Source organism: Parafrankia discariae (assembly GCF_000373365.1).
GTDB lineage: Bacteria > Actinomycetota > Actinomycetes > Frankiales > Frankiaceae > Parafrankia > Parafrankia discariae.
On the sequence record NZ_KB891211.1, the window covers coordinates 51,988 to 73,497 of the forward strand.

At 72.0% G+C, this 21,510-nt stretch carries 18 protein-coding genes, 1 other RNA gene and 1 pseudogene; 8 read left to right on the top strand and 12 right to left on the bottom strand.

Annotated features, from left to right (window positions below):
• Positions 1-191 precede the first annotated feature (191 nt).
• Positions 192-449: a hypothetical protein gene (locus tag B056_RS0114335; RefSeq protein WP_018502558.1), complete on the bottom strand. Its 258-nt coding sequence runs from the start codon at positions 447-449 to the stop codon at positions 192-194.
• Positions 446-718: a helix-turn-helix domain-containing protein gene (locus B056_RS46035; RefSeq protein ID WP_154677027.1), complete on the bottom strand. Its 273-nt coding sequence runs from the start codon at positions 716-718 to the stop codon at positions 446-448. The genes B056_RS0114335 and B056_RS46035 overlap by 4 nt, the downstream gene beginning before the upstream one ends.
• A 161-nt stretch (positions 719-879) precedes the next feature.
• Here B056_RS46035 and B056_RS44380 point away from each other — a divergent pair, with 161 nt between their 5' ends.
• Both B056_RS44380 and B056_RS44385 read left to right on the top strand, forming a co-directional pair.
• Entirely contained in the window at positions 880-1,932 is a 1,053-nt protein-coding gene (locus tag B056_RS44380) for a hypothetical protein (RefSeq protein WP_018502560.1), read from the top strand.
• Between the two features lie 257 nt (positions 1,933-2,189).
• A pseudogene (locus B056_RS44385) lies at positions 2,190-3,278 on the top strand (site-specific integrase); the annotation flags it as partial.
• Between the two features lie 232 nt (positions 3,279-3,510).
• On the opposite strand, the gene ssrA reads toward B056_RS44385, so the two are convergent.
• Positions 3,511-3,885, bottom strand: a transfer-messenger RNA (tmRNA) gene (ssrA, locus tag B056_RS40010).
• Between the two features lie 266 nt (positions 3,886-4,151).
• Between ssrA and B056_RS0114355 the strand changes: the two genes are divergently transcribed.
• Both B056_RS0114355 and B056_RS0114360 read left to right on the top strand, forming a co-directional pair.
• Positions 4,152-4,619 (top strand): VOC family protein, encoded by a 468-nt coding sequence (locus B056_RS0114355; protein ID WP_018502562.1) that lies wholly within the window; start codon positions 4,152-4,154, stop codon positions 4,617-4,619.
• Between the two features lie 122 nt (positions 4,620-4,741).
• Positions 4,742-5,566 (top strand): YoaK family protein, encoded by an 825-nt coding sequence (locus B056_RS0114360; RefSeq protein WP_018502563.1) that lies wholly within the window; start codon positions 4,742-4,744, stop codon positions 5,564-5,566.
• Here B056_RS0114360 and B056_RS0114365 read toward each other — a convergent pair.
• The 4 genes from B056_RS0114365 to ftsE form a co-directional block, all read right to left on the bottom strand.
• A complete protein-coding gene (locus tag B056_RS0114365; protein ID WP_020572493.1) occupies positions 5,469-6,956 on the bottom strand; it encodes a class I SAM-dependent methyltransferase in 1,488 nt (495 codons plus the stop codon). The genes B056_RS0114360 and B056_RS0114365 overlap by 98 nt on opposite strands.
• Positions 6,949-7,425 carry an SsrA-binding protein SmpB gene (smpB, locus tag B056_RS0114370; protein WP_018502565.1) on the bottom strand — a complete coding sequence of 159 codons (477 nt, stop codon included), beginning with the start codon at positions 7,423-7,425 and terminating at the stop codon, positions 6,949-6,951. Before smpB ends, B056_RS0114365 begins: the two co-directional genes overlap by 8 nt.
• Before the next feature lie 76 nt (positions 7,426-7,501).
• Positions 7,502-8,374: a permease-like cell division protein FtsX gene (gene ftsX / locus B056_RS0114375; protein ID WP_018502566.1), complete on the bottom strand. Its 873-nt coding sequence runs from the start codon at positions 8,372-8,374 to the stop codon at positions 7,502-7,504.
• Entirely contained in the window at positions 8,374-9,120 is a 747-nt protein-coding gene (gene ftsE, locus B056_RS0114380; RefSeq protein WP_018502567.1) for a cell division ATP-binding protein FtsE, read from the bottom strand. Before ftsE ends, ftsX begins: the two co-directional genes overlap by 1 nt.
• A gap of 231 nt (positions 9,121-9,351) precedes the next feature.
• Between ftsE and B056_RS0114385 the strand changes: the two genes are divergently transcribed.
• Complete coding sequence (locus B056_RS0114385; protein WP_026239702.1) at positions 9,352-9,534, top strand: hypothetical protein; 183 nt, start codon at positions 9,352-9,354, stop codon at positions 9,532-9,534.
• A 264-nt stretch (positions 9,535-9,798) separates the two neighbouring features.
• Positions 9,799-10,410: an AAA family ATPase gene (locus B056_RS0114390; RefSeq protein ID WP_018502569.1), complete on the top strand. Its 612-nt coding sequence runs from the start codon at positions 9,799-9,801 to the stop codon at positions 10,408-10,410.
• Between the two features lie 7 nt (positions 10,411-10,417).
• Here the strand turns inward: B056_RS0114390 and cobA are convergent, their stop codons facing one another.
• The 4 genes from cobA to prfB form a co-directional block, all read right to left on the bottom strand.
• Positions 10,418-11,215: a uroporphyrinogen-III C-methyltransferase gene (gene cobA, locus B056_RS0114395; RefSeq protein WP_018502570.1), complete on the bottom strand. Its 798-nt coding sequence runs from the start codon at positions 11,213-11,215 to the stop codon at positions 10,418-10,420.
• A gap of 123 nt (positions 11,216-11,338) precedes the next feature.
• A complete protein-coding gene (locus tag B056_RS0114400; RefSeq protein WP_018502571.1) occupies positions 11,339-12,388 on the bottom strand; it encodes a glycosyltransferase family 2 protein in 1,050 nt (349 codons plus the stop codon).
• Positions 12,385-13,254 carry a polysaccharide deacetylase family protein gene (locus tag B056_RS0114405; RefSeq protein WP_018502572.1) on the bottom strand — a complete coding sequence of 290 codons (870 nt, stop codon included), beginning with the start codon at positions 13,252-13,254 and terminating at the stop codon, positions 12,385-12,387. The genes B056_RS0114400 and B056_RS0114405 overlap by 4 nt, the downstream gene beginning before the upstream one ends.
• Positions 13,255-13,689: 435 nt before the next feature.
• A complete protein-coding gene (gene prfB / locus B056_RS0114410) occupies positions 13,690-14,790 on the bottom strand; it encodes a peptide chain release factor 2 (RefSeq protein ID WP_018502573.1) in 1,101 nt (366 codons plus the stop codon).
• A gap of 1,124 nt (positions 14,791-15,914) precedes the next feature.
• Between prfB and B056_RS36500 the strand changes: the two genes are divergently transcribed.
• Positions 15,915-17,042 (top strand): hypothetical protein, encoded by a 1,128-nt coding sequence (locus B056_RS36500; protein ID WP_018502574.1) that lies wholly within the window; start codon positions 15,915-15,917, stop codon positions 17,040-17,042.
• Positions 17,043-17,111: 69 nt separating this feature from the next.
• Here B056_RS36500 and B056_RS0114420 read toward each other — a convergent pair whose 3' ends face one another.
• Entirely contained in the window at positions 17,112-17,561 is a 450-nt protein-coding gene (locus B056_RS0114420) for a pilus assembly protein TadG-related protein (protein ID WP_018502575.1), read from the bottom strand.
• A gap of 524 nt (positions 17,562-18,085) precedes the next feature.
• On the opposite strand from B056_RS0114420, the gene B056_RS0114425 reads away from it, so the two are divergent.
• The gene (locus B056_RS0114425) at positions 18,086-21,301 is read left to right on the top strand and encodes a TIR domain-containing protein (RefSeq protein WP_154677028.1); all 3,216 of its coding nucleotides are present in this window, start codon (positions 18,086-18,088) and stop codon (positions 21,299-21,301) included.
• The last annotated feature ends 209 nt before the right edge of the window (positions 21,302-21,510 follow it).

Below are 21,510 nucleotides of genomic sequence, written 5' to 3' on the forward strand. Positions count from 1 at the left end.
GGACACGGAGGTGAGCAACCTCGACCTCGACACGGGCACGACCCGTCGTACGCTGTACGGGATCCGCTCGGCCGCCTGCCTGCTGATCTGCGAGAGAGCCACCTTCCCGCCGGAGGTGGCCTCTTTCGTTCTGGGAGTTCATTCGATCTGTCCTCGGAGTCGTCGGCGCGATCGCGGGTGGCGGTGAGGGCTCACCCGGCGCTCACCGGCCCGTCCACGTCGGCGGGTTCGACTCCCAGCAGGGCCAGGATCGGACTGGTCGGGACGATGTACCGGCAGCCGTGGCGGATCACCGGCACGGGGAACTGGCCGTCCCGGATCAGCGCGCGGGCCTTCCACAGCCCCATACCGAGCGCACTGCCGGCGGTCTCAACATCGACCGTGACGGGCAGGGCTTGGAGCTGACGGGCGGTCCACTGGCCCCGCTTCGGCTGGACGCGGGCTGTCATGCCGACACCTGAGCCGAGCTCGTCGCCGCACGGAGCTGATCGAGCAGGCGCCCGTACCGGGCCGCGTGCTCGAAGCGGGGCTCAGACTCCCCCCGCTCCCACCGGCTGACGGTCATGGCGCTGACACCCAGCTCGGCAGCGATGTCGCGCAGCGCAGCGCGGGACTCACGTCGAATGCGTCCCCGTTCGGCCGGCGGCGGCAGTTGTGCGTCACGCACCCGGTCCGCAAGCGAGACATTGTGTGCCTCTGCGGCTGCATACGCTTCCATGGCGCCGAACGTTACGTACACACGTTCGGTATGTCAAAGCGGACACACACGGTGTTTCTGCGGACGTTGCCTATTCGGGACGGGGTCGTTACCGTCGGAGCGTGGACGACCAGGACGACCAACCGCGAGTGCGACTCCCCGCCAACCCAGGGCGCCCCCCCGTGCGCTCCGACCTGCCGCGGGTGCAGACCTACACCGACCACGAGGGCAACCCACGACGCTTCCGCGCGCCCTACGTGATCCCCCTGTCCCTGGACGCCCACGAGATCCTCAGCTTCGAAACGCCCCTGCCCGAGGAGGGCCGGCGGTCAGGGTGGGCCGCCTACCTCACCGACGAGATCGGGTTCGGCCAAGGGGCGGTGCTGCTTCGCGTCTCCCCGTGCGACCAGGAGCCGGGCGCGCCGTTCGCGATCCGGGAGCTGCGGTTGATCGCCGACCGGCCCACGAGCATGCCCGGTAGCAGCCTGCTGCGGCTGATTCCATGGGAGCGGATCGAAGCGGCGGTCAACCAGCCGTCCCGCCGTCGAGCCCTGACCGAACTCGTCTCGCCGTTCCACCACCGCCCCCCCGACCCCAAGTACCCCGGAGTCTGGTCGGCGCACCGGCCACGCGAACCGCACCCTGCGCCCGATCTCCACCTCGACGTTCCAGAGGGCTACCGCAAGCCGGACAGCTTCTACGCCGACGTCGCTGAACGGTTCCTACAGGCCGGGGCGCTGAACACCCGGCCGGCCCAGGATCTGGCGGAGGCCAACGGCGTCAAGCCGACAACGGTGCACCGGTGGATCAGGGAGGCGAAAGCGCGCGGACTGCTCGCGCTGCCCACCGACCGCAGGCAGGAGGAACACGGCGATCTGTACGCCGAGTGCTCCCGGCTGGTCGCCGAATGGGAGTGGCACCAGCGGCGAATCCACCTCGTGAAGGCCACGTCCACCCCCGAGCTCAACCAGTACCGCCGGGACACCGACCGCCCGGAGGCGGTTGACGCATGGCTTGTCCACAAGAGCCGCCAGGCGCTCGAGGAAATCGAACCCAACCTGGTCGACATCCGCGATCAGTTTCGCGATCTCGGCCTGGCGCTGCCGGAAGACTTCCCGGACCTAGACGCGGACGTGACCGCGTTGGCAGAGCTGGCCGCAGCCAGCGAGCCACTCGGCGAAGAGCATGCACCCCGCGCGGACGACGTCACCCCGACCACAGAGGACACCGAGTGAAGATCACGGCTAAGCACCGGTGTGGGTGCCGGGACCCGGAGACCAAGAGCAAGTACCCGGCCGGGACCTGCCCCGACCGCACCAAGCGCGGGCACGGGTTCTACTCCGGCGAGTTCCGCGTCCCGGCCGAGCTCGTCGCGCTGGCCGGCACGGACCGGGTCCGGTTCCGCGGAGACACCCGCAAGGAAGCCGAAGACGACGGCGACCGGAAGTGGGCAGCGATCCGCGCCGGTCAGCAGCACATCGGCAAGCTCACCGTGGGCGCCTACCTCGACGACTGGTTGGGCAGGAAGAACGCGCTCCGGCCGACCACCCGGGCCCGGTACGAGCAGTTCATCCGGCTGCACCTGGTGCCGTTCATCGGAACGATGCCGCTGTCGGGTCTGCGGGCCGAGCACATCGACGCGGCGCTGAAGCTGGCGGTGAAGGCCTCCCGGGAACGCCGGGGGCGGCCGGTTGGGCCGGCGACCGTGAAGGACGTGTTGGAGATGCTGCGGACCGCGTTGAACGACGCGGTGCGACAGCGGAAGCTCGACTTCAACCCCGCGAACGGTGTTGAGCTGGCGTCCTACTCGACACCCGAGGTGGAGCCGTGGGAGGCCGAGGAGGTCGGCCGGTTCCTCGACGAGGCCGCCGGCGACCGACTCGCCGCGGCGTACGAACTGATCGCGCTGCACGGCCTACGCCGCGGTGAGGTGTGCGGGGCGACCTGGCCCGGACTCGACGAGGACGCCGGGGTACTCGTGGTCCGCCAGCAGATCACCCGGTCCGGTGCGTCGCTCGGCGTGTGGGCACCGAAGACGAAGTCCGGCCGCCGGAAGGTCGACCTTGCAAAGGTCACGGTTGGGTCTCTCGGTGTGCACCGTCTCCGCCAGGACGACGAACGCGAGGCCGTCGGGCCGGCATGGGACAACGGCACGTTGCCCGACGAGCACGGCAGGCCGGTCCAGCTCCGGGACCTGATCTTCACGCATCCGTCAGGGCGGCATCTGGCCCCGGAATACCTCACCCGGCAGATGCAACGGATCGCCCGGCGGGTCGGCCTGCTCGGCACAGTGAAGGTCGAGGCGGAGGCCGGGGCGGTCACGGTTGTCATCGGTACCCGGTACCGGCCGGCGGCGGGCACGTGGACGCTGTACCGGGACCGGCTGCCGGTCGGGGAGGTGACCGTGCTCGGTGTCGCCGTCCAGGGCTCGCGGTCGGTGCTGCACCTGTCCGAACCTCTGCCCGTCGACCTGGCGGCGGGAGACGAGATCGGGGAACGCCTACTCTCCCCCAAGCGTTTGCACGATCTTCGGCACGGGTCGGCGTCGATCATGCTTGGTGAGGGCATCGACATCACGACCGTCTCGAAGATCCTCGGTCACTCTTCGACGTCGATGACGGGGAACACGTACGCGCATCTGCTGCGGTCGACCGGGCAGGCGGCGGCGGAGACAGTCGCCGCGGCGATCCCCCGTAAAACGGTTCGTCCGCACCATGTCCTCACCAGCACCGGTGACGGTGGCGGGATCGCGGAGGCGTCTGGCGTTTCTACTGGTAGAGGGGCCGTCCTAGGTGGACGGCCCCTCTCGGCGTCGGTGGAGGTGGCGGGAATCGAACCCGCGTCCTCCGGCCCCGACACAGGGCTTCTCCGGGCGCAGCCTGCTTGTTTTTTCTCAGCCCCGCCGGTCCCGCAGGCAAGCCGGCGCAGGCTCAGTCGCTGTTAGATTTCCCGACTCACCCCGCGACCGGGTGGGACGGTGATCCTCCTGTCGACGCCAGATCCTGGGCCGGAGGAACTCCCAGGCTGACGGCTAGTTGGTCTCTACTCAGGCCGCGAGGGCGTAAGTGGAGCTAGCAGGCTGCGTCTTAGTGGCAGCTGTTGTTCTGAACGGATCGTTAACGAGATAACCGCTCATCCTCGGCCCGCTTCCCCTGCCTCGACGTCCGGAGTCGAAGCCGGTCACCCCCTGGCGTGTGCTGTCCGGTGCGTGTGTACAGCCGATCCAACGCCGACTGCCCACCGCATGTTCCCACACGGCGCCGCGACTCGACCACTCGGTTACGGCCCGGCCCGGCGCGGCGACCGCCGGCGGCACCGACATCGCCCGCGGGCCGGGCGGGCGAGCGGCACCGCCCCGCCAGCCGGGCGGAACAGACCACAGGAGGCTGGAACAGGTCGACCGTCTATATAGTTGAACGTTCAAGACACAGACGATCCGAGCAGGGGGAACGCGATGGAGATCAAGGAACTGGGACACATCGTGCTGTACGTGCGTGAACTCGAGCGTTCCGTCGCCTTCTACCGGGACATCCTCGGCTGGCGGCAGGTCTTCCCGGAGATCAGCGAGTCGTCCGGTCTGGGCGTGCCCGCGGCGGCGTTCTCCTCCGGCCGCACGCACCACGAGCTGCTGTTGATCGAGGTCGGGGCGGACGCGGCGGCGCTGCCGCCCGGTCGGCGCGTCGGGCTCTACCACTTCGGGTTGAAGGTCGGTGACAGCGACGACGAGCTGCGGGCCGCGCTGGAGCGCGTCAAGCGGGCCGGTGTGCGGATCGCGGGCGCGTCGGACCACACGGTCACCCACAGCCTCTACATCTACGACCCGGACGGCAACGAGATCGAGCTGTACATCGACGTGCCCGGGGTCGACTGGCGTACCAACCCCGCCCTGGTCGCGGCGCCCATCCGTCCGCTCCGCCTCTGAGCGGCCGGGCCACGGCGGCCATACCGGCGGCCACCACGACCACCGCGGCACCACGACCACCGCGCGCCGCGACCACCGCGCGTCACGACCGGTGACCAGCACGGGTCCGGGACACTGGCCGGGTGCCCTCCGCGAGCGAACGCGCGACGGGCTCCGAGCGGCGGACGGTCGCCCTGCTCCTCGTGATGGCCGCACTGACCGGCCTGGTGGACTCGCTGACCTTCCTGGGGCTCGGCGAGGTCTTCGTGGCCAACATGACGGGCAACGTGGTGGTCCTCGGCTTCTCCCTCGCCGGGGCCACCGGGATCTCCGGCATCCTGTCGTTGAACGCGCTCGGCTGCTTCGTGCTCGGGGCGCTGGCCGGCGGGCGGGTCGGCGCCCGGCTCGGCCGGCGCCCCCGGCTCTGGCTGGCGGCGGTGACCGCCGCGCAGGCCGTCCTGGTGGCCGTGGCACTGGCGGTGGCGGCCCGCTGGCTCGGTGACGTCCTGGAGCTGGCGGTCACCGCGGGCGGCCGCTCGGACCGGGATCATCCCGGGGGAGCCGAGTACGCGATCGTCTCGACGCTGGCCGTGGCGATGGGGCTGCAGCACGCGACCGCGCAGCACCTGGCCAGGCCGGAGATCCCGACGAACGTGCTCACCACCACGATCACCACTTTCGCCGTCCGGACCCGGCTGGGCGGGGGCCGGGGGTCGGGCGGGCCCCGGCAGCTGGTCGGGCCCGCGGTGATGTTCGCGAGTGCCGGCGCCGGCGCGCTGGGCTTTCTGCGGGTGACACCGCTGCTGCCGCTGTACGCCGGACTGACGCTGGTCGCGCTGAACCTCGGGCTCACCATCGCCGGCTCCGTGTTCAGTCCCCGGCCGGACCGCCCCGTGTCCCGGCCACCCGATCCGCCCGACCTGTCCGATCCGTCTGATCAGACTGATACGCCTGATCAGCCTGGGTGACGTCGGTACACAGGAGAGCCCACGGTTCGTCCCGCATCCGGGTCATCACCACCGTCATGGTGCGGCCTCCCGGGACGAGGTGGCGCCGGGCCGGCAGCAGCCGCCGCCGGATGGCGTCCACGTCCCCGGCGAGTCCGCGCCGGCGCACGTCGAGCGCGCCGATGCCGGCCGCGCGTACCGCCGCGGCGACCCGGCGCACGTCGAAGGGCATCTCGGCCTCGACCCGCAGCGTCCGCGCGAACGGGGTCGCCAGCGGCCGGTCGGCGCCGAGGAACGCGATCCTCGGGTCGATCTGCCACCCGCCCACCAGGCGGCCCAGCGTGCCGACCAGCCCGGCCCGGGTCACGGCGGGATTCGGGTCGAAGAGGTACTCACCCGGTGGCCGGACCGGAAGCGGGACGGGCCCGCCACCGGGACCGCCACTACTGGGACCGCCGCCACCACCGGTGCCGGTGCCAGTACCGGCGCCGGAATCGTCGTCCCTTTCGGCACCGGCGGGGTCCGGATCGCCGGTCAGCGTCGCCACCCGCGGTCCGGTGGTGTCGAGCACCGAACGGTCGCCCGGGCCGAGCAGCACCGTGGCCCGCCGGGACGCCGTCGCGAGCGCGGGCGAGAACAGCACGGACTCCTTGAGACCACGTCGGTCCGCGACGAACTCGATCTCCCAGCCCGGCGGGACGAGCTCCACCGGGAGCCCCGGAGCCGCCTTGACCGCGACCGCCTCGACCCGCTCGGTCAGCCCGAAGCACCAGGCCAGTGGAGGTTCACCGGCTCCGGCGGACATCCGCCGCTCGCCGCCGCGCCGCGCCGGATCGACGAAGACACCGTCGACGCCGGCCAGGTCGACGTCCCGGACGTCCGCCGCCCGGGCCTCGACCCCGCCGGACCCGTTCTCCCGCGCACCGCCCCGGAGAACGTGCGCGTTGTGGACGGCCATCCGCAGGTGCAACGGGTCGCGGTCGACGGCGAGGACCGGGTGCTCGGCCGCCAGGGCCAGGAGGTCACCGCCGATGCCGGTGCACAGGTCGGCGAGGCGGCCCAGGCCGGCGAACCTCGCCGCCCGATGCGTCGCCGCCCGTTCGGACGAGGCCTGCTCCAGCCCGGCCCGGGTGAAGAACATCCGCTCGGCCTGGCTGAACTTCGCCGCGGCCCGGGCCCGCAGCTCGGCCTGGGCGAACGCGGCGGCGACGAGCTCGGGGGGATGCCCGGCGGCGCGCAGCCGGGAACCGGCGCGCAGCTCCGTGCCGTCGGCGTGGGCCGCGGCGGCGGCGGCCAGCAGGTCCGCTCCCGTGGGGGTCAGCAACGCGTCGAACGCGGCGAGCAGGCGGACGGCCTGCTCGCCGTCCTGGCCCGGCGCCGCGGGCTGGCCGGACACGGGCCGGTCAGACACGGCCCTTCGCCTGCCGGCCCATGATCCGGCTCATCTCGCGCGCCGCGTCCCGCTCGGCGAGGGCGTGCCGCTTGTCGTAGTTCTTGCGCCCCCGGGCCAGCGCGATCTCGACCTTCGCCCGGCCGTCCTTGAAGTAGAGCGAGAGGGGGACGACGGTGAGACCACCCTCGCGGGTCTTGCCGATCAGCTTCTCGATCTCGGCCCGGTGCAGCAGCAGCTTGCGCCGCCGCCGCGGGGCGTGGTTCGTCCATGTGCCCTCGGTGTACTCCGGGATGTGCACGTTGTGCAGCCAGATCTCACCGTCGGCGATCTGCGCGAACCCGTCCACCAGTGACGCGCGGCCGGCGCGCAGCGCCTTGACCTCGGTGCCCATGAGGACCAGCCCGGCCTCGTAGGTGTCGAGGATGTCGTAGTCGTGGCGGGCGCGCTTGTTCTGCGCGATCAGCTTGCGCCCGGTCTCCTTCGGCACTGCTCCTCAGCCCTGCTTCCCGTCCGTGACGTTCCCGTCTCCGCCCCACCGTGGGGCAGCCGTGCGTGGGACGCTGTCACACCCGCAGGTGCCGGCGCAGCGCGACGGAGGCCATCCCCGCCGCGGCGGCCACCCCGGCGGCGAGCACCACCGCGACCGCCGTCCACACCGCGTCCCATCCGAACAGAGGGAACATTGTCTGATGGGCGAATCGTCCGTCCACCAGATATATCTTGGCCAGCACCAGGGTGCCCGCCGCGAGCAGCCCGCCGAACAGGCCGGCCAGCGCGCTCTCCAGCACGAACGGCGCTCTGATCGCGGCGTTGGTCGCGCCGACGAGCCGCATGATCGCGGTCTCCTTCCGGCGCGCGTGGGCGGAGATCCGGATCATTGTGTAGATCAGCGCGAACGAGGCCACGGCCTGCGCCGCCGCCAGGGCGAAGGCTCCCAGGGTGAACGCGTCGAGGAAGCGGTAGAGCGGCCCGAGCAGGGCACGCTGATCCCGAACGGCCTCGACCCCGTCCCGGCCAGTGTACGCGTAGACGATCTCCCCGGCGTCGCGCGGATCGACCAGGGTCAGCCGGAAGGAGGCCGGGAGGTCGTCGGGGCCGATACCGGCCACGACGTCCGGCGAGCTCCGGAAGTCACGGCGGAACCGCTCGTAGACGTCCTTCTTGCTCTCGTAGGTGACCTTGGTGACCAGCGGGTCGGCGGCGAGCTCGGCGCGCAGCGCGGAGCGGTCGGTGTCGGTGAGCCCGTCCTGCAGGTCCACGACGACCTCGATCTGGTCGAGCAGGAACCGGTCGACGGTGCGGGCCTGGGCGCGCAGCAGCAGGCCGGCGCCGAGCAGGGCCAGGCAGATCGTGACGGTGACGACCACCGCGCAGGTCATCGCGAGGTTGCGGCGCAGGCTGGTGGCCAGTGCCGCCAGGAGCGGGCCGGGCCGCATCAGCCCACCGCCCCGCCCGCCGGGCGGACCGGCTCGGTCCGCTGGTCGGGGATGGTGACCGGCGCCGCGCCATAGCCACCGCGGCGCTCGTCGCGGACGAGCCTGCCGGCGTCGAGTTCCAGGACCCGGCGGCGCATCGCGTCCACCAGGCCGGCGTTGTGCGTGGCCATGAGCACGGTGGTGCCGGCCTGGTTGACGTCCTCCAGCAGTTCCATGATCTCGGAGCCGGTGGCCGGGTCGAGGTTGCCGGTCGGCTCGTCGGCGAGCAGGACCCGCGGCCGGCCGACGAACGCGCGGGCGATGGCCACCCGCTGCTGCTCGCCGCCGGACAGCTCGTCCGGGAAGCGTTTCTCCTTGCCGGCGAGGCCGACCAGTTCGAGCACCTCGGGGACAACGGTTCGGACCACATGGCGGGGCCGGCCGACGACGTCGAGCGCGAACGCGACGTTCCCGGCGACCGTCCGGTCCGGCAGGAGCCGGAAGTCCTGGAAGACGCAGCCGACCGTCCGCCGCAGCTGGGGGACTCTGCGGTCGGGGATGCGCGCGACGTCCCGCCCGGCGACCTCGACCAGGCCCGCGCTCGCCCGTTCCTCGCGCAGCAGCAGCCGCAGCAGGGTCGACTTGCCGGAGCCGGAGGGACCCACCAGGAACACGAACTCTCCCGCGCCGATCTGGAGGGTGACCTCCGAGAGGGCGGGCCGGCTCCCGGCGGCGTAGCGCTTGGTCACGGAGGCCAACCGGATCATCAGGACCTCCTCATACTCAGCACAGCAGACCCATCACGATACGTAGTCGGATGGGTCAGGTCTCGCAACCTCGTGGCGCGCGCGTCCGCCGTGGCCCGTCCCGCCCCGACGGCTTACGGCGGCGTAGCGCATCGGTCGGGCGTACCGTGGAGACGTCGTATCGCGTCCAGCCGGTGACGGACCAGCGTGCTCGAGGCCGTCGGTCGCCGGACCGGGCCGAAGGAGGACGGCATGTGCTGCGATGACCTGGTCTGCGCGAGGTGCGCCGCCCCAGTCGCGGAGGGGCGCTGCCCCGCGTGCCGTGCCGCCCGCGAGTCACTGCACCACTCGTCGTTCACCGTCTCGCCGCAGCTACTGGTCGCCCTGCTCACGGTGCTGCTCGCGCTGGTGCTCCTCGCCGGCTACCGCGTCTGAGCCAGCTCGGCGCCAACTGTCGGCTTCCCTGGACGTCGCCGTCCGTAGCGGTGGTCCGGTCACCCGGTGTGGCCTCGGGGGCCGGGCGGGCACGCTTGGCGGCTGACGAGCGTTTCCAGGTGTAGAGCCCCCCCGGGGCCGACTCGCCCCTGTGCCGACTCGCCCCTGTGCCGGCACAGTCCCGGGCCGCCACAGCCCCGGGCCAGGACCGCCCCAGGCCGACACCGCCGTCAGGAGCATCATGCGCGTTCCGCCCTCGCTGAGATGAGCGAGCGCGCCACCGGCGCGGCACCCGACCACGACCCGGGTACCGGGTGGTCGATGGTTGTTCCCGCCGGCGGTGTCCTGGTCGTCGCGGGCATCCCGGGCGCGGGCAAGAGCACGCTGATCCAGCGGCTGTACCACGGCGGGCCGGCGGGCGGCCGGGTGGACGACCCACTCGTGCTGGACTCCGCGCAGGTGCGGGCCGTGCTGGCCCGGCGGCTCGGGTGTCTCCCCTACGCGCTCTACCGGCCGGTCGTGCACACCGTCCACTACTGGCGGATCGCGGCCTGGACCGCCGGTCCGCGCCGCAACCTGGTGATCCACGAGTGCGGCACCCGGACCTGGGCCCGGCGCACGGTGGCCGCCCTTGCCCGGCTGCGCCGCCGTCCGGCCCACCTGGTCTTCCTGGAGACCTCACCGGCCGCGGCGCTGGCCGGGCAGCACGCGCGCGGACGGGTCGTCCCCCACCGGTCGTTCCGGCGGCACGAACGGTCGTGGGCCCGGATGCGCGCGGCCCTGCGGGACGGGTCGCTGGCCCGGGAGGGCTGGACCTGCGTGCGCGGGATCAGCCGCGAGGAGGCCGCCCGGCTGGCCGAGATCCGCTTCGAATGAGTCGTGCTCATCCCGCCTGGGCGGGACCGTCGTCCACGGCGTCCGGGATGCGGCCCACGGCCAGCTGGTCGCGCAGGGCGACGACCTCACCGATCACGATCACGGCCGGGGAGGAGACGTCCGCCGCCAGCGCCAGCCGGGTGATCTCGCCCAGCGGGCCGGTCACCAGCCGTTCGTGGGCCGTGCCACCGGCGTGGATCACCGCGGTCGGGGTCCGCGGCGACCGACCGCGCTTGATCAGTTCGGCGCTGATGCGGGACAGCGCCGCGACCCCCATGAGCACGACCACGGTGCCGGGGCCGGTCGCGAGGGCGTCCCAGTCCGCCGTCGAACCGGGGTGGGACGGGTCGACGTGACCGCTGACGATCGCCACGTCCTGGGTGATGCCACGGTGGGTGACCGGGATCCCGGCCAGCGCCGGCACGGCGACCGCGCTGGTCACCCCGGGCACCACCTCGCACGGCACACCGGCGGCGGCGCAGGCCAGCGCCTCCTCGCCGCCCCGGCCGAACACGAACGGGTCACCGCCCTTGAGGCGGACGACGCCGAGGCCACGCGACGCCCGTTCCACGATGAGGGCGTTGATCTCGTCCTGGGTGAGGTTGTGGCCGTGCGGGGCCTTGCCCGCGTCGACGATCTCGACGTCCGCCCGCAGCTCGTCCAGCAGCTCGCGGGGGGCGAGGCGGTCGACGACGACCACGTCCGCGCGCCGCAGCAGGCGCAGGCCGCGCAGCGTGATCAGATCACCCCGGCCCGGCCCGCCCCCGACCAGCGCGACCCATCCCGCCTGCGCACCCACGCCCACTCCCCATCTCGCGTCGCCCCACCTGGTGTCGCCCCGCGCCGCGTGGCCCCGTCGGGGGTCGCGTCACGTCGCGGGCCGGGCGCCGTGGCCCGGCCGCGGTGCCCGGCCGCGCGGGCCGTGTGGTCAGTGTGCGTCCTGGCCGACCTCGGCGGCGACCGGTCGCCGCACGGGCAGCGGGCGGGGCCGCGAAGACGGGCGCCCCGGTGACGGTGCCAGCGACGACAGGGCGTCACGCGCCGTGGCCGCCGCGAAGCTGACCACCGTGGTCAGCGAGCCACCGATCAGCATCCCGGCGCGAACCAGCCCGTGCCCGTCCCCCCGCAGGGTGGCGGACACTCCGCCGGCCACACCGCGGGGAACGGCGTGGGTGAGGAAGGCCAGTTCGGGGGCCAGTCCGGTGGTGGCGCTGCGCGGCATCGGCGGGACGATCGAGCGCAGCGTCGCCTTCGACCGGCCCTCGTCCCAGCAGCGGCGCAGCAGGTAGCGCGGCCGCTGCCGGTCGGCGTGCACCCGGTGCCGGATGAGCGCGCCGGGGACGAGCACGAAGTACCCGCCGGGCAGCGCGGCCCGGGCGCGCATGCACAGCTCGGTCTCCTCGCACCCGGCGCCGCCGCGGTGCCGCCGGCCCAGCCGGTCATCGAAACCGCCGACGGTGTCGAACACGCGGCGGTGGTAGAGCGCGCAGCCGCCGAACAGGTTGCGGATGCGGCCCGTCGGATGCGTCGGGTGCGTGCAGCCGACCGTCCACAGCAGCTCGGGTGGGAACCAGCGCGGGGCGCTCCCCGCGGCCGGCGGGGCCCAGTCGGGACGGGCGACACCACCCGCGCCGAGAACGTCGGGGTCGGCCAGCAGCGCCGCGCGCAGCCGGGCCAGCCAGCTCGGGTCGGCCACCGCGTCGTCGTCCAGGAAGGCCACGAACTCGGCGTCGACCGCGGCGAGGCCGACGTTGCGGGCGTGGGAGAGGCCTGACCGGTAGCCGGTGGCGAGCACGGTCTCCGGGCCGCCCCGCGCGATGATCCGGTCGTGCAGCTCGTCATCGCCGTCGACGACGACCACGATCTGATCGGCCCGGTGTTCCTGGGCCGCGAGCGAATCAAGCGCCCGGATCAGCAGGTCCCATCGCTCGACGAGATGGCAGCAGACAATGACCGCCGTCCTGGGCGGCCCACTCACGCAGTTTCCACACCCAGGCGCCACCGGATCGAACGGTAGGCCCGCCAGCCCGCCCGAAGCCTGCGCCGCGCGGCGAGAGCCGCGTCGCGATGCCCCTCCGTCACCAGCCGCAGAATGTCGGCGGCGCCGACCGAACGGCCGACGATCAGGCGACTGACCTGAAAACGCGAACGGCTGCGGCGGTGGATTCGGTATCCGACCTCGCACGCCGAGCCGAATCCGGCGCTTTCGACGATCTGCCGGACACCGGGCGAGTGGTAACCGAACGGATAGCAGAAACTGTCCGGACGGTGACCGGTCTCGTCGGCGATCGTGCGCATGCTCGCCGTGACGTCGTAACGCGCGATCGCGGGCGGAACGACGTCGAGTTCCACGTGCCGGTGACCGTGGGCGCCGATCTCGATCCCCCGGTCGGCCAGCGCGGCCAGCGCGGGCCAGTCCAGCAGGGCCAGCTCACGCTCGGCGTAGGTCTCCAGCCAGCGCGCCCGCTGGCCGACGTAGGCCGTCGGCACGTACAGGGTCGCCGCCGCGCCGAATTCGGCGAGAACGGGCAGCGCCCTGGTGACGAAATCCTCGAAGCCGTCGTCAAAGGTCACCGCGACCTGACGCTCCCGCGGGTTCGCCAGCGCGTCGGACAGACCGGTGACGGTGTAGCCATGCTCGGCCAGGCTGCCGAGCTGCTCGGCGAAGACCCCCGTGGGCACCTCCCACCTGCGGAAGTCGGCGCTCGCCGAGTCACCGATGCTGTGGTACATCAGCACCGGGAGTGCGGCCCGGCACGGCGCCGACTGCGAGCCGTCACCCGGGGAGCCCGTGGGCCACGTTCCGTCCGGCGAGGCCGCCATGGTCGTCGACATCCCGGTCATCGGTTGTCACGCCCCGGAGCGACTACCGTGAGTTCGGACATTCCACCCGCCGTATCGTCGAAGAAGCTCAGTCGGCAGTACGTGGAACGACAGTACTTCGACCGGGTGTGCCGTGAGCGGCAGAACCGCGAATCCACGTGATGCCCCCATCCCGCACCTACCGACGGGTCCGAGGGAACCACGTCGAGCGATGATGCCAAACGGAGCGTAACTCTACACGCGCACGGCCGGAGAGCCAATCCTCCGACGTCCGCCTCGACATGCGGACGGTAATGACCCGGTACACAAACACGACCGACCGAAGATCCGGATTTCGTGCGGTGACCGATCTGTTCACTTCGGTGAACGGGATTGGCGGGCGAAATCAGCGACTTTCCGAACAAGACCGGCCGAAGGAATTACCGAAACCTGGCCGGAAGCCGCGCGAAAGACCTTTCAGCCCTGCTTCTCGGTGGCCCGGCGCCACCTGATCTCACCGTCGATGAAGTCGTCGATATCCCCGTCGAGAACAGCGCTCGTGTTCGACGTCTCGACCTCGGTCCGCAGATCCTTGACCATCTGGTACGGGTGGAGCACGTAGTTCCGGATCTGTGAGCCGAAGGAGACGTCCTGCGGGCCACCGGTGAGGCGCTGCTTCTCCGCGGCCTCCTCGGCGCGGCGCCGCTCGAGCAGCTTGGCCTGCAGGACCATCATCGCGGCGGCCTTGTTCTGCAGCTGGCTGCGCTCGTTCTGGCAGGTGACGACGATGTTGCTGGGCAGGTGCGTGATCCGCACGGCGGAGTCCGTGGTGTTGACGCCCTGGCCGCCCGGCCCGGAGGACCGGAAGATGTCGATCCGGAGCTCCTTCTCGTCGATGTCCACGTGGTCGGAGACCTCGACGGCGGGAGTCACCTCGACACCGGCGAACGACGTCTGGCGCCGGTTCTGGTTGTCGAACGGCGAGATGCGCACCAGCCGGTGCACACCGTGCTCGCTGCGCAGCGTCCCGTAGGCGTAGGGGCACTTGACCTGGAAGGTGGCCGACTTCAGGCCGGCCTCCTCCGCCTCGGAGGTGTCGAAGACCTCGGTGGCGTACCCGTGCCGCTCGGCCCAGCGCAGATACATCCGCAGCAGCATGGCGGTCCAGTCGGCGGCGTCCACCCCGCCGGCGCCGGCGGAGAGCTGGACGATCGCGTCCCGCTCGTCGTACTCGCCGGACAGCAGGGTGCGCACCTCGAGGGTGGAGATGTCCCGGGCCAGCGCGGGGAGGTCGGCGGCCGCCTCGGTGAGCAGATCCTCGTCACCGAGGTCGAGGGCGGCGATGAGGTCGTCGAGCCTGCGCCGCAGGCCCTCCACCCGGCTGATGTCGCCCTTCACGGCGGACAGCCGCCTCGTCACCGCCTGGGCACGATCCTGGTCGCTCCACAGGTCCGGGTCAGCCGCCTCCTGCTCCAGTCCCTGAGCGCGGCGACGCAGTCCTTCGATGTCGAGCACGGTCTCGATGCCCGTCAGCGTCGCGTCGAGATTCTTGATCTCCTCGGAGAGGTCGACGGCCATGTGACCCAGCCTACCGGCGTGCGCGCGGGAGCCGACGAACGGTTGATCCGGCCCCCACCGACCCCGTCCGCGCGAGCCCCGCGGACGGCCTCAGGGTGTCCCACGGACGGCCCGCCGCGGGACACCTGGAGCGGCTTCCGGACGTGGGACCAGCGGCGCCGGCGGCACCACCGGGCCGGATCCGCACCACGGTGCCGGATCCGCACCGTGCCGTGGCACGCCGCCCCAGTGCGGCACGGGGTCGGGCCGGCGCCCGTCGGCGGTCCCGACGCGTCCGGGACGGACGGTCCCTCCGCACCTCCTTTCGAACCATCGAACACCCCGAGATGCAGGTCACGGGAAAGAAACATGCAACAGCACGCCGAAATATTCGGTTAACATCGGGGCTCCGAGGTCACATCAAGCGCACTAAATCGAGCACGATGTTTCCTGGACGGCAACAGGCAAGGTGCGTTCCACATCACGCCCCGCACCCGAGCCGCTCCCGAGACAGCGCGAAGCGATATCGTCGATTGCATCGCGACGCGGTGAGAAGCCCGGGCGACGCACGGCGCGGCGGTTCCCAGGCCGGCGGACAACGAGGTCCGCGGGCCCACGGAACCGCCGGGCGACATGGTGCCGGGGGGAGCCCGCACTGGTTGAGGCCCGCACCGCCGCGGGCACCGTTCCGGTGGGCGACGGCATCATGCACGGGCGATGAGGCCCTGGCGGCGACGAAGCCGTCGAATCGACCAATGCGTCGAGGATGACGCCGACCCTTCGTTCTCGCGACATTGTGGGGCGCCAGGTGTTCCGCACGGCGCGCCGCGTCTGCCGAACGGCGGCACCCGAGGACAGCGGCACCCGGCGACAGCGGTACCCGAGATCGGCAGCACTGACGACGGCGTCGCCCGGCGACAGGCGGCGGCGTCGACGACAGCGGACCTACGGCATCGGCGGCCGGCATCGCCCGGCGGCGCCCCGTCATGGCACGGCGCCTCCGTCATCGGCGACGGGACAGCAGACGACACAACGGCAACAGACGTGAGGTCAGCGGATATGCGCACTCGCAACAGCCGGCCGCCGATGCCCGGAAGACACCCGAGCGGACACGGGCGACCGGATTGCGAACGGAGGGTCCCCTCGTGTCGATTGGCGTCGATCGACGTGCGGTCCTGCTCACGACCGGCGTACTGGGCGTGGTCCCGATGAGCCCGGAGAGCCGGCCGCCGGCCGCCGGCCACGAGACCGCCTCAAGCCTGCATGACGCGTGCCTCGGGGCACTGCGCGCGGCCGTCGCGAACTACGAGACCGTCGATCTCGCCATCACCGCGGCCGCCCTCGAGCCGCTCGAGGAGACCAGCCGGACCATCCCGCAGCAGTACCGGCTGCGGGGCCGCGCCGCCATCGACTGGATGTGGCTGCACGCGGCGGTCACCACCACCGCCGCCGCCGCCTCGTACGACCGGGGCCGGCACGGCGAGGCCGCGACCCGCGCGGACCGCGCCGCGTCCCTGGCCCGCGCGGCCGGGGACGGCCCGCTCGCCGCGCGCGCGCTGGCCCTGCGCGCCCGGGTGGTGCGCCCGCACAGCCCGGCCGTCGCCCTGCAGATCGCCGGCTCGGCCGCGCGGATCGCCGGCCGCAGCCCCACCCGCGCACTGATCTCGGGCAAGGTCGCCACCAGCGCCTGCGCCGCCGCCGGTGACGCCGCGGGGGTGCGCGACGCCGTGGCACGTGCCTGGGCCACCATGGCGGAACTCGGTGAGGACGTGCACGGGCGCCCCGGGTTCAGCCTCGACACCTATTCACCGGCCGACCTGGCCCTCGCCTGCGCCGAGGCGCTCACCACCGTCGGCGCGGCCGACGAGGCGGCCCCCTACCTCGACCGGGCCGCTTCGCTCATCGCCCGCAGCGGCCAGACCGGCATGATCGTCTCGGTACGGATGGCTCAGTCGCGGGCCGCGATCGCCCGCGAGTTCCCGGACCGGGACGAGGCGGTCGAGCACGCCTCCGACGCGGTCGCGCTGGCCGCACGCCGGCCGGCGGAGTGGGTCGCCCGCCTGGTGCGCGACGTCTCCGACCTCGCCGAGATCCGGACAGGTCACGGCTTCGACGATCTCGTGGCCGCCACCGCCGGGTGGATCGCGCTCCCGGCGGCGTCGCCGCGCCCCGACGACGACCCCGGCCGCGACGTGGCCCTGGCCCGCTCCGGCGGGCCGACGGCCGTGCCGTCCCCACGCGCGGAGATGACGTCGGGCCGCGGCGACGTCTGAGCCGCGGCGACGTCTGCTCTGAGCCTCAACGGCGCCTGAGCTTCGGCGACGCCTGGGCGCCGCGGTGGCTCAGGGCTCGGCGGGCGCTCTGACCAGCGACTGGGCCTGAGCGCCCGCGCGCACGGTAACCGGGCCGACACCGAGGAAGCCAACCACCGGCAGCTCGACCACCCGGCTGCCCTCGACCCGGACCGTCGTCGCGTCGACGAGGGACGCGTCCAGGGCGGTCCGGCCGGACGGGTCCGCCTGTGCCTCGTACTCGTCGACGGCGTCGATGATGTCCGACAGCGGCAGTGCCTCGAAATCCTCGGTGGCGGTGTAGATCGCGTTCTCGTCGATCCGCTGCGCGGCGGCCAGGGCCGCGCCGTCGGCGGCCGACGCGACGGAACGACGGGCCAGGTACAGGGCGGACACGTCGGTGACGACCACGGCGAGCATCGCGGCCAGCATCAGATAGCCCAGGGTCAGGATGAGGATCGTCCCGCCGTCGCGGTCGACCGGTTCGCGCGTGTGCGCCATCCCGCTCCCCAGATGCGATCCCGCCCGCCGGTTGGGCCTGCCACGCCCGGACTCCCACGTCCGCCGCGCGGCGGACAGCGCCCGGACACCGCCGAGGTGGCCACCGCGACGCGCCCCGTCCGACGGTTTACCCGACACACAGGCGGCAGACTCGACAAGAATACCGCCGAACGTCTCCATGTGATCGGGATCGCGCCAGGCCCCCGCCGATCGTCCGGCCCGGTCCGGACTCGTAGGCCGTACCGCCGTCCGGCGGGTCATTCATTTGCTTGGCGACATTCCGCCTCGCTATTGGGGCTGGTGCGGGCCCTAAAGGAGCGGCCAGCGGCGGCTCCGCGGCTCTCCGGCCCGATCGCGTCCGGATGAACAACGGCGACATGGTTCGCCAGCCGCGACCGAAGCTGTCCCTTATTAGTCAGTACGGCTGGGCGACCAGTGGTCTAGCATGAAGATCAGCGTTTTCCGGCGGGTCGCGAGCGCGTGGTTCACAGCCGGGGGAAGCGGCGGCCAACGGGGGCGGCGGGATGGACTGCTTTTTACTCAGCTCGGCAATTGGTAATGACACCCGCTGGATCAAGCGCTTTCACCACGACCTCGAGCGCGAGGTACGGGTTCGCGAGGGCGCCTCGATGACCGGTGTGCTCAGCGCCCGGCCGGGCCTCGCTCCCGTCGACTCGCCGGGCCGCGGTATCGGCGCCGTCGCCGAGCTCCCAGTCATGGTCGCTCTGTGCTGCGATGACTATTTCGAGGATCCCTGGTGCGGCCAGGAGTGGGCGGTATTCACCGAACGGCTGCGATCCGGATCCTCCGCCGCCGAAGCGGCCGGTGACACTGCCGGCACTACCGGCACTGCCCGTGTCCCCGGCGACGTCCCGCGCCTGCTGCCCATCATGTGGCGGCGTGGCCAGGTCGCCCGCTGGCCGAAACTGAGCGCGCTGACCGACAGTTCGGCGGCGCGGGTCACCGCGGAGTTGGGCGAGTCGTACGCGGCCCACGATCTGTACACGTTGCTCCGTACCCAGCCGCAGGGCGAGGACGGGTACTTCGCCGTCGTGCACGCGATCGCCCGGCAGGTGTCACGGGCCCGCGGGACACCGCCGCCGGTCCTGTCCACCGAGGCGGCCAGCGCGGTGCCACCCGCCTTCGGGCAGCCCGGGGAGACCGCGGTGGCGGCGTCTCCCCGTCGACACAACTCCGTCTGGAAGCAGCCCCAGCGCCGGACGGCCCGCGTGGACGCGCCGGTCGAGTGGCAGTGCGCGCCGGACCGCGACGAGGCGCCCGTGCGGCAGCCACTGCCGACAGCGCCGACAGCGCGGTCCGGGCCGGCCACAGCCGGTCGGGTCGCCACAGCCGGTCGGGTCGCGGTGAGCTACGTCGGGGCCAACCAGCCCTGGGCCGACTGGATCAGGCAGATCCTCGTCTCGCGTGGCCATCGTGTCGATCTGATCCGCTGGAACGCGCTGGGCGGCGAGCGTCTCTCGGCGACCCTGGAGAAGGCGCTGCGGTCGGGCGCGGAGCACCTGATCTGTGTGCTGTCCCGGGAGTACTGCGTCACCCGGTCCGACCCGGGGGCGGAAGTGACCGAGCTGGAGCGGTGGGAGCTGCTCGGCGACGGGGCGCCGTCCGGCAGCCGGATCCAGCGCGTCGTCATCGATCGGGAGCCGTTGCCGGAACCGCTGCGTTCGATGCCCTTCGTCGATCTCCGGGCTGGTTCGGCCACCGCGGTGGCCGAACTGCTCACTCGGATCGGTGCGCCACGCGGCGGCCGGCCGGGCGATGCTCATTCACTTCCCACGCGCAGCCCGGACTCACTGCCACCAGCCATCAAGGCCCCGGTGGAAAATGATTTCTTCATCGGACGGGACGACGATCTCGACCGAATAGCCGAGTTTCTCGACCGTGACGGCCGCGCGGTGCTCGTCGCGGAAGGTGCCCGGCCGGACATGGGTGAGTCGGAGGTCGCGGTCGAGTACTCGTACCGGTTCCGGATGCGATACGACCTGATCTGGTGGATTTCCTGCCGGCCGGATGACGACATCCCCGGCCAGTTGAGTGATCTTGACGCCCGGCCGCAACCCGAGCCGCCGCGGTCCGAGTCGAATCGGCGCGGGTCCCGGCGGCTTCTGGTGTTCGTCGGGGCCGGGAATCCGGACGACGTCAAGGAGCATCTGCCGGACGATGACACTCACGTGGTCGTGGTGGCCGGAACGGCCGGCTCCTGGGATCGGTGGACCGTACCTATAAGAAGCCTGAGCCGGGCCGAGTCGATCCTCCTCCTCACCGAGACGACGATGGTCAACCCGAGTGAGGCGAGCCAGCTCGCGGAACTGCTGGGGGACCGCCCGGGCCTCATCGCGGAGGTCGCCGGGTATCTCGTCCGCCGCGACGCCTCGCTGGCGAGCTGCCTCGCGCTGCTCACGACGTCCCGGCGGCACGACGAGCTGCCGCTGAGTCTGTACCTCCGACTGTTGACCATGTCCATCGGGAAACCCGCGGGTCGCGAGGTGCCGTCGAGCGCGACGGTCCTGCCGGACAGCCGTGTTCCCGCCAACGGCCAGGCCACGCGCCCGGAGCGGTCCGAACCCGCCGATCCTCCGGAGCTTCCCGGATCCTCCGACTCCCTCGCACCGCCCGCGTCCGGTGAGCCACCCGGGTTCAGCGGGCCGCCCGCCTCGCCGGCGGGTATCGACCTGACCGACAGCTGGCCGGACCGCGCCCCGGTCGGGTACCTCGGAGAGCGCGACGTCCCGCTGACGTTTCCGGCGCCGGAGACCGACCTGCTCCTGCCGGAACGGGACCAGCTCAGGATCTACGCGGCGCTCAGTCACGTCTGGGACCTGCAACAGCCGGACACCTTCGACGCCTGGGTGGCCGAGGTGTCGCGGCGGCTCGGCCGCACGGTCCTGCTCCCCGCCGCCGAGCCGCTGGCGGTACGGGTGATGGCGCTGGTCCGGCACGCCCTGGCCCAGCCGGGCCCGGGGACGTTGGACACCATGCTGCAGGCGCTGGAGGCGCAGGACCCCGGCGACCCGTCGGTCCGGCAGTTCCGCTGGAACGTCGAGAACGCGCGACCACGGTGGGGTCGGTCGGCCGGCGGCGGGCGGATCGACAGCAGGTTTCTCGTCGAGCAGAACGCCGAGGTGGGCGTGGGCAGGCCGGACGAGCGGCCGCCGTACTTCTTCCTCAGTTATGCCCGGCGCCCCGACCGCGACCTGGTGGAGTTCTTCCACCGACGACTTGAGGTCGAGATCGGCAGAAGAATCAGCCGGGAGGTCAACAGCAGTGGATTCCTCGACCGGCTCAGCCTTGAGGGCGGTGCGCACTGGCGGGCGGAACTGCGTGAGGCCGCCCGCAGCAGCTCCGTGATGATAGCGCTCTGCTCGGACGACTATTTCACCAGCGACTGGTGCGGGCGGGAGTGGGCGGTGTTCCAGGAGCGGATCAACCGGGCCACACCATCCGGCGGCGTGCCACCGGCGGCCATAATACCCCTCCCCTGGCTACCCCTCACCCGGGAGCGTCCCAAGCCGGTCCGTGACGTGCAGATGATGCCTCTCCACGCCATAACCACGGAAGATCTACCGGTTATGGATCTCATACAGGAGGACGACGCACTCGTCCGGCGGCTCATGCGACTGCTGGTTGAACGAATGATGAAAATCACCGCATCGGCGCTGCCGCCGCTCCCCCGGGACGAGACCGGGCAGATAGCGCCACTGTTCGGGGAGCCGTCCGGATGAACGGCGTGTCGGATGGCACCGCCGGCTCGGGGCAGAGGTCCGGAAACAGCGCGGGGACTGGCCCGTTCCGGGTGTCCCTCGGTGTCTTGCCATCCCATCCCCTTTCTGACGGTGTAAAAATGCGGGATCATGGGTCGGTGGTGTGGGCGAATATGAAGTCCAGAGGCGGATCGGCGAAATCGGCGGAGCCGGCGCATATCGAGGGTGTG

What these genes read in the sequence shown, in the direction of transcription:
- B056_RS0114335 (WP_018502558.1), bottom strand. Translation starts at nt 449, where the DNA reads ATGACAGCCCGCGTCCAGCCGAAGCGGGGCCAGTGGACCGCCCGTCAG.
- ftsX (WP_018502566.1), bottom strand. Translation starts at nt 8,374, where the DNA reads ATGCGGCCCGGCCCGCTCCTGGCGGCACTGGCCACCAGCCTGCGCCGC.
- B056_RS0114355 (WP_018502562.1), top strand. Translation starts at nt 4,152, where the DNA reads ATGGAGATCAAGGAACTGGGACACATCGTGCTGTACGTGCGTGAACTC.
- B056_RS46035 (WP_154677027.1), bottom strand. Translation starts at nt 718, where the DNA reads ATGGAAGCGTATGCAGCCGCAGAGGCACACAATGTCTCGCTTGCGGAC.
- B056_RS0114405 (WP_018502572.1), bottom strand. Translation starts at nt 13,254, where the DNA reads ATGACCGGGATGTCGACGACCATGGCGGCCTCGCCGGACGGAACGTGG.
- B056_RS0114420 (WP_018502575.1), bottom strand. Translation starts at nt 17,561, where the DNA reads ATGGCGCACACGCGCGAACCGGTCGACCGCGACGGCGGGACGATCCTC.
- B056_RS0114425 (WP_154677028.1), top strand. Translation starts at nt 18,086, where the DNA reads ATGGACTGCTTTTTACTCAGCTCGGCAATTGGTAATGACACCCGCTGG.
- B056_RS0114385 (WP_026239702.1), top strand. Translation starts at nt 9,352, where the DNA reads ATGTGCTGCGATGACCTGGTCTGCGCGAGGTGCGCCGCCCCAGTCGCG.
- B056_RS0114390 (WP_018502569.1), top strand. Translation starts at nt 9,799, where the DNA reads ATGAGCGAGCGCGCCACCGGCGCGGCACCCGACCACGACCCGGGTACC.
- ftsE (WP_018502567.1), bottom strand. Translation starts at nt 9,120, where the DNA reads ATGATCCGGTTGGCCTCCGTGACCAAGCGCTACGCCGCCGGGAGCCGG.
- prfB (WP_018502573.1), bottom strand. Translation starts at nt 14,790, where the DNA reads ATGGCCGTCGACCTCTCCGAGGAGATCAAGAATCTCGACGCGACGCTG.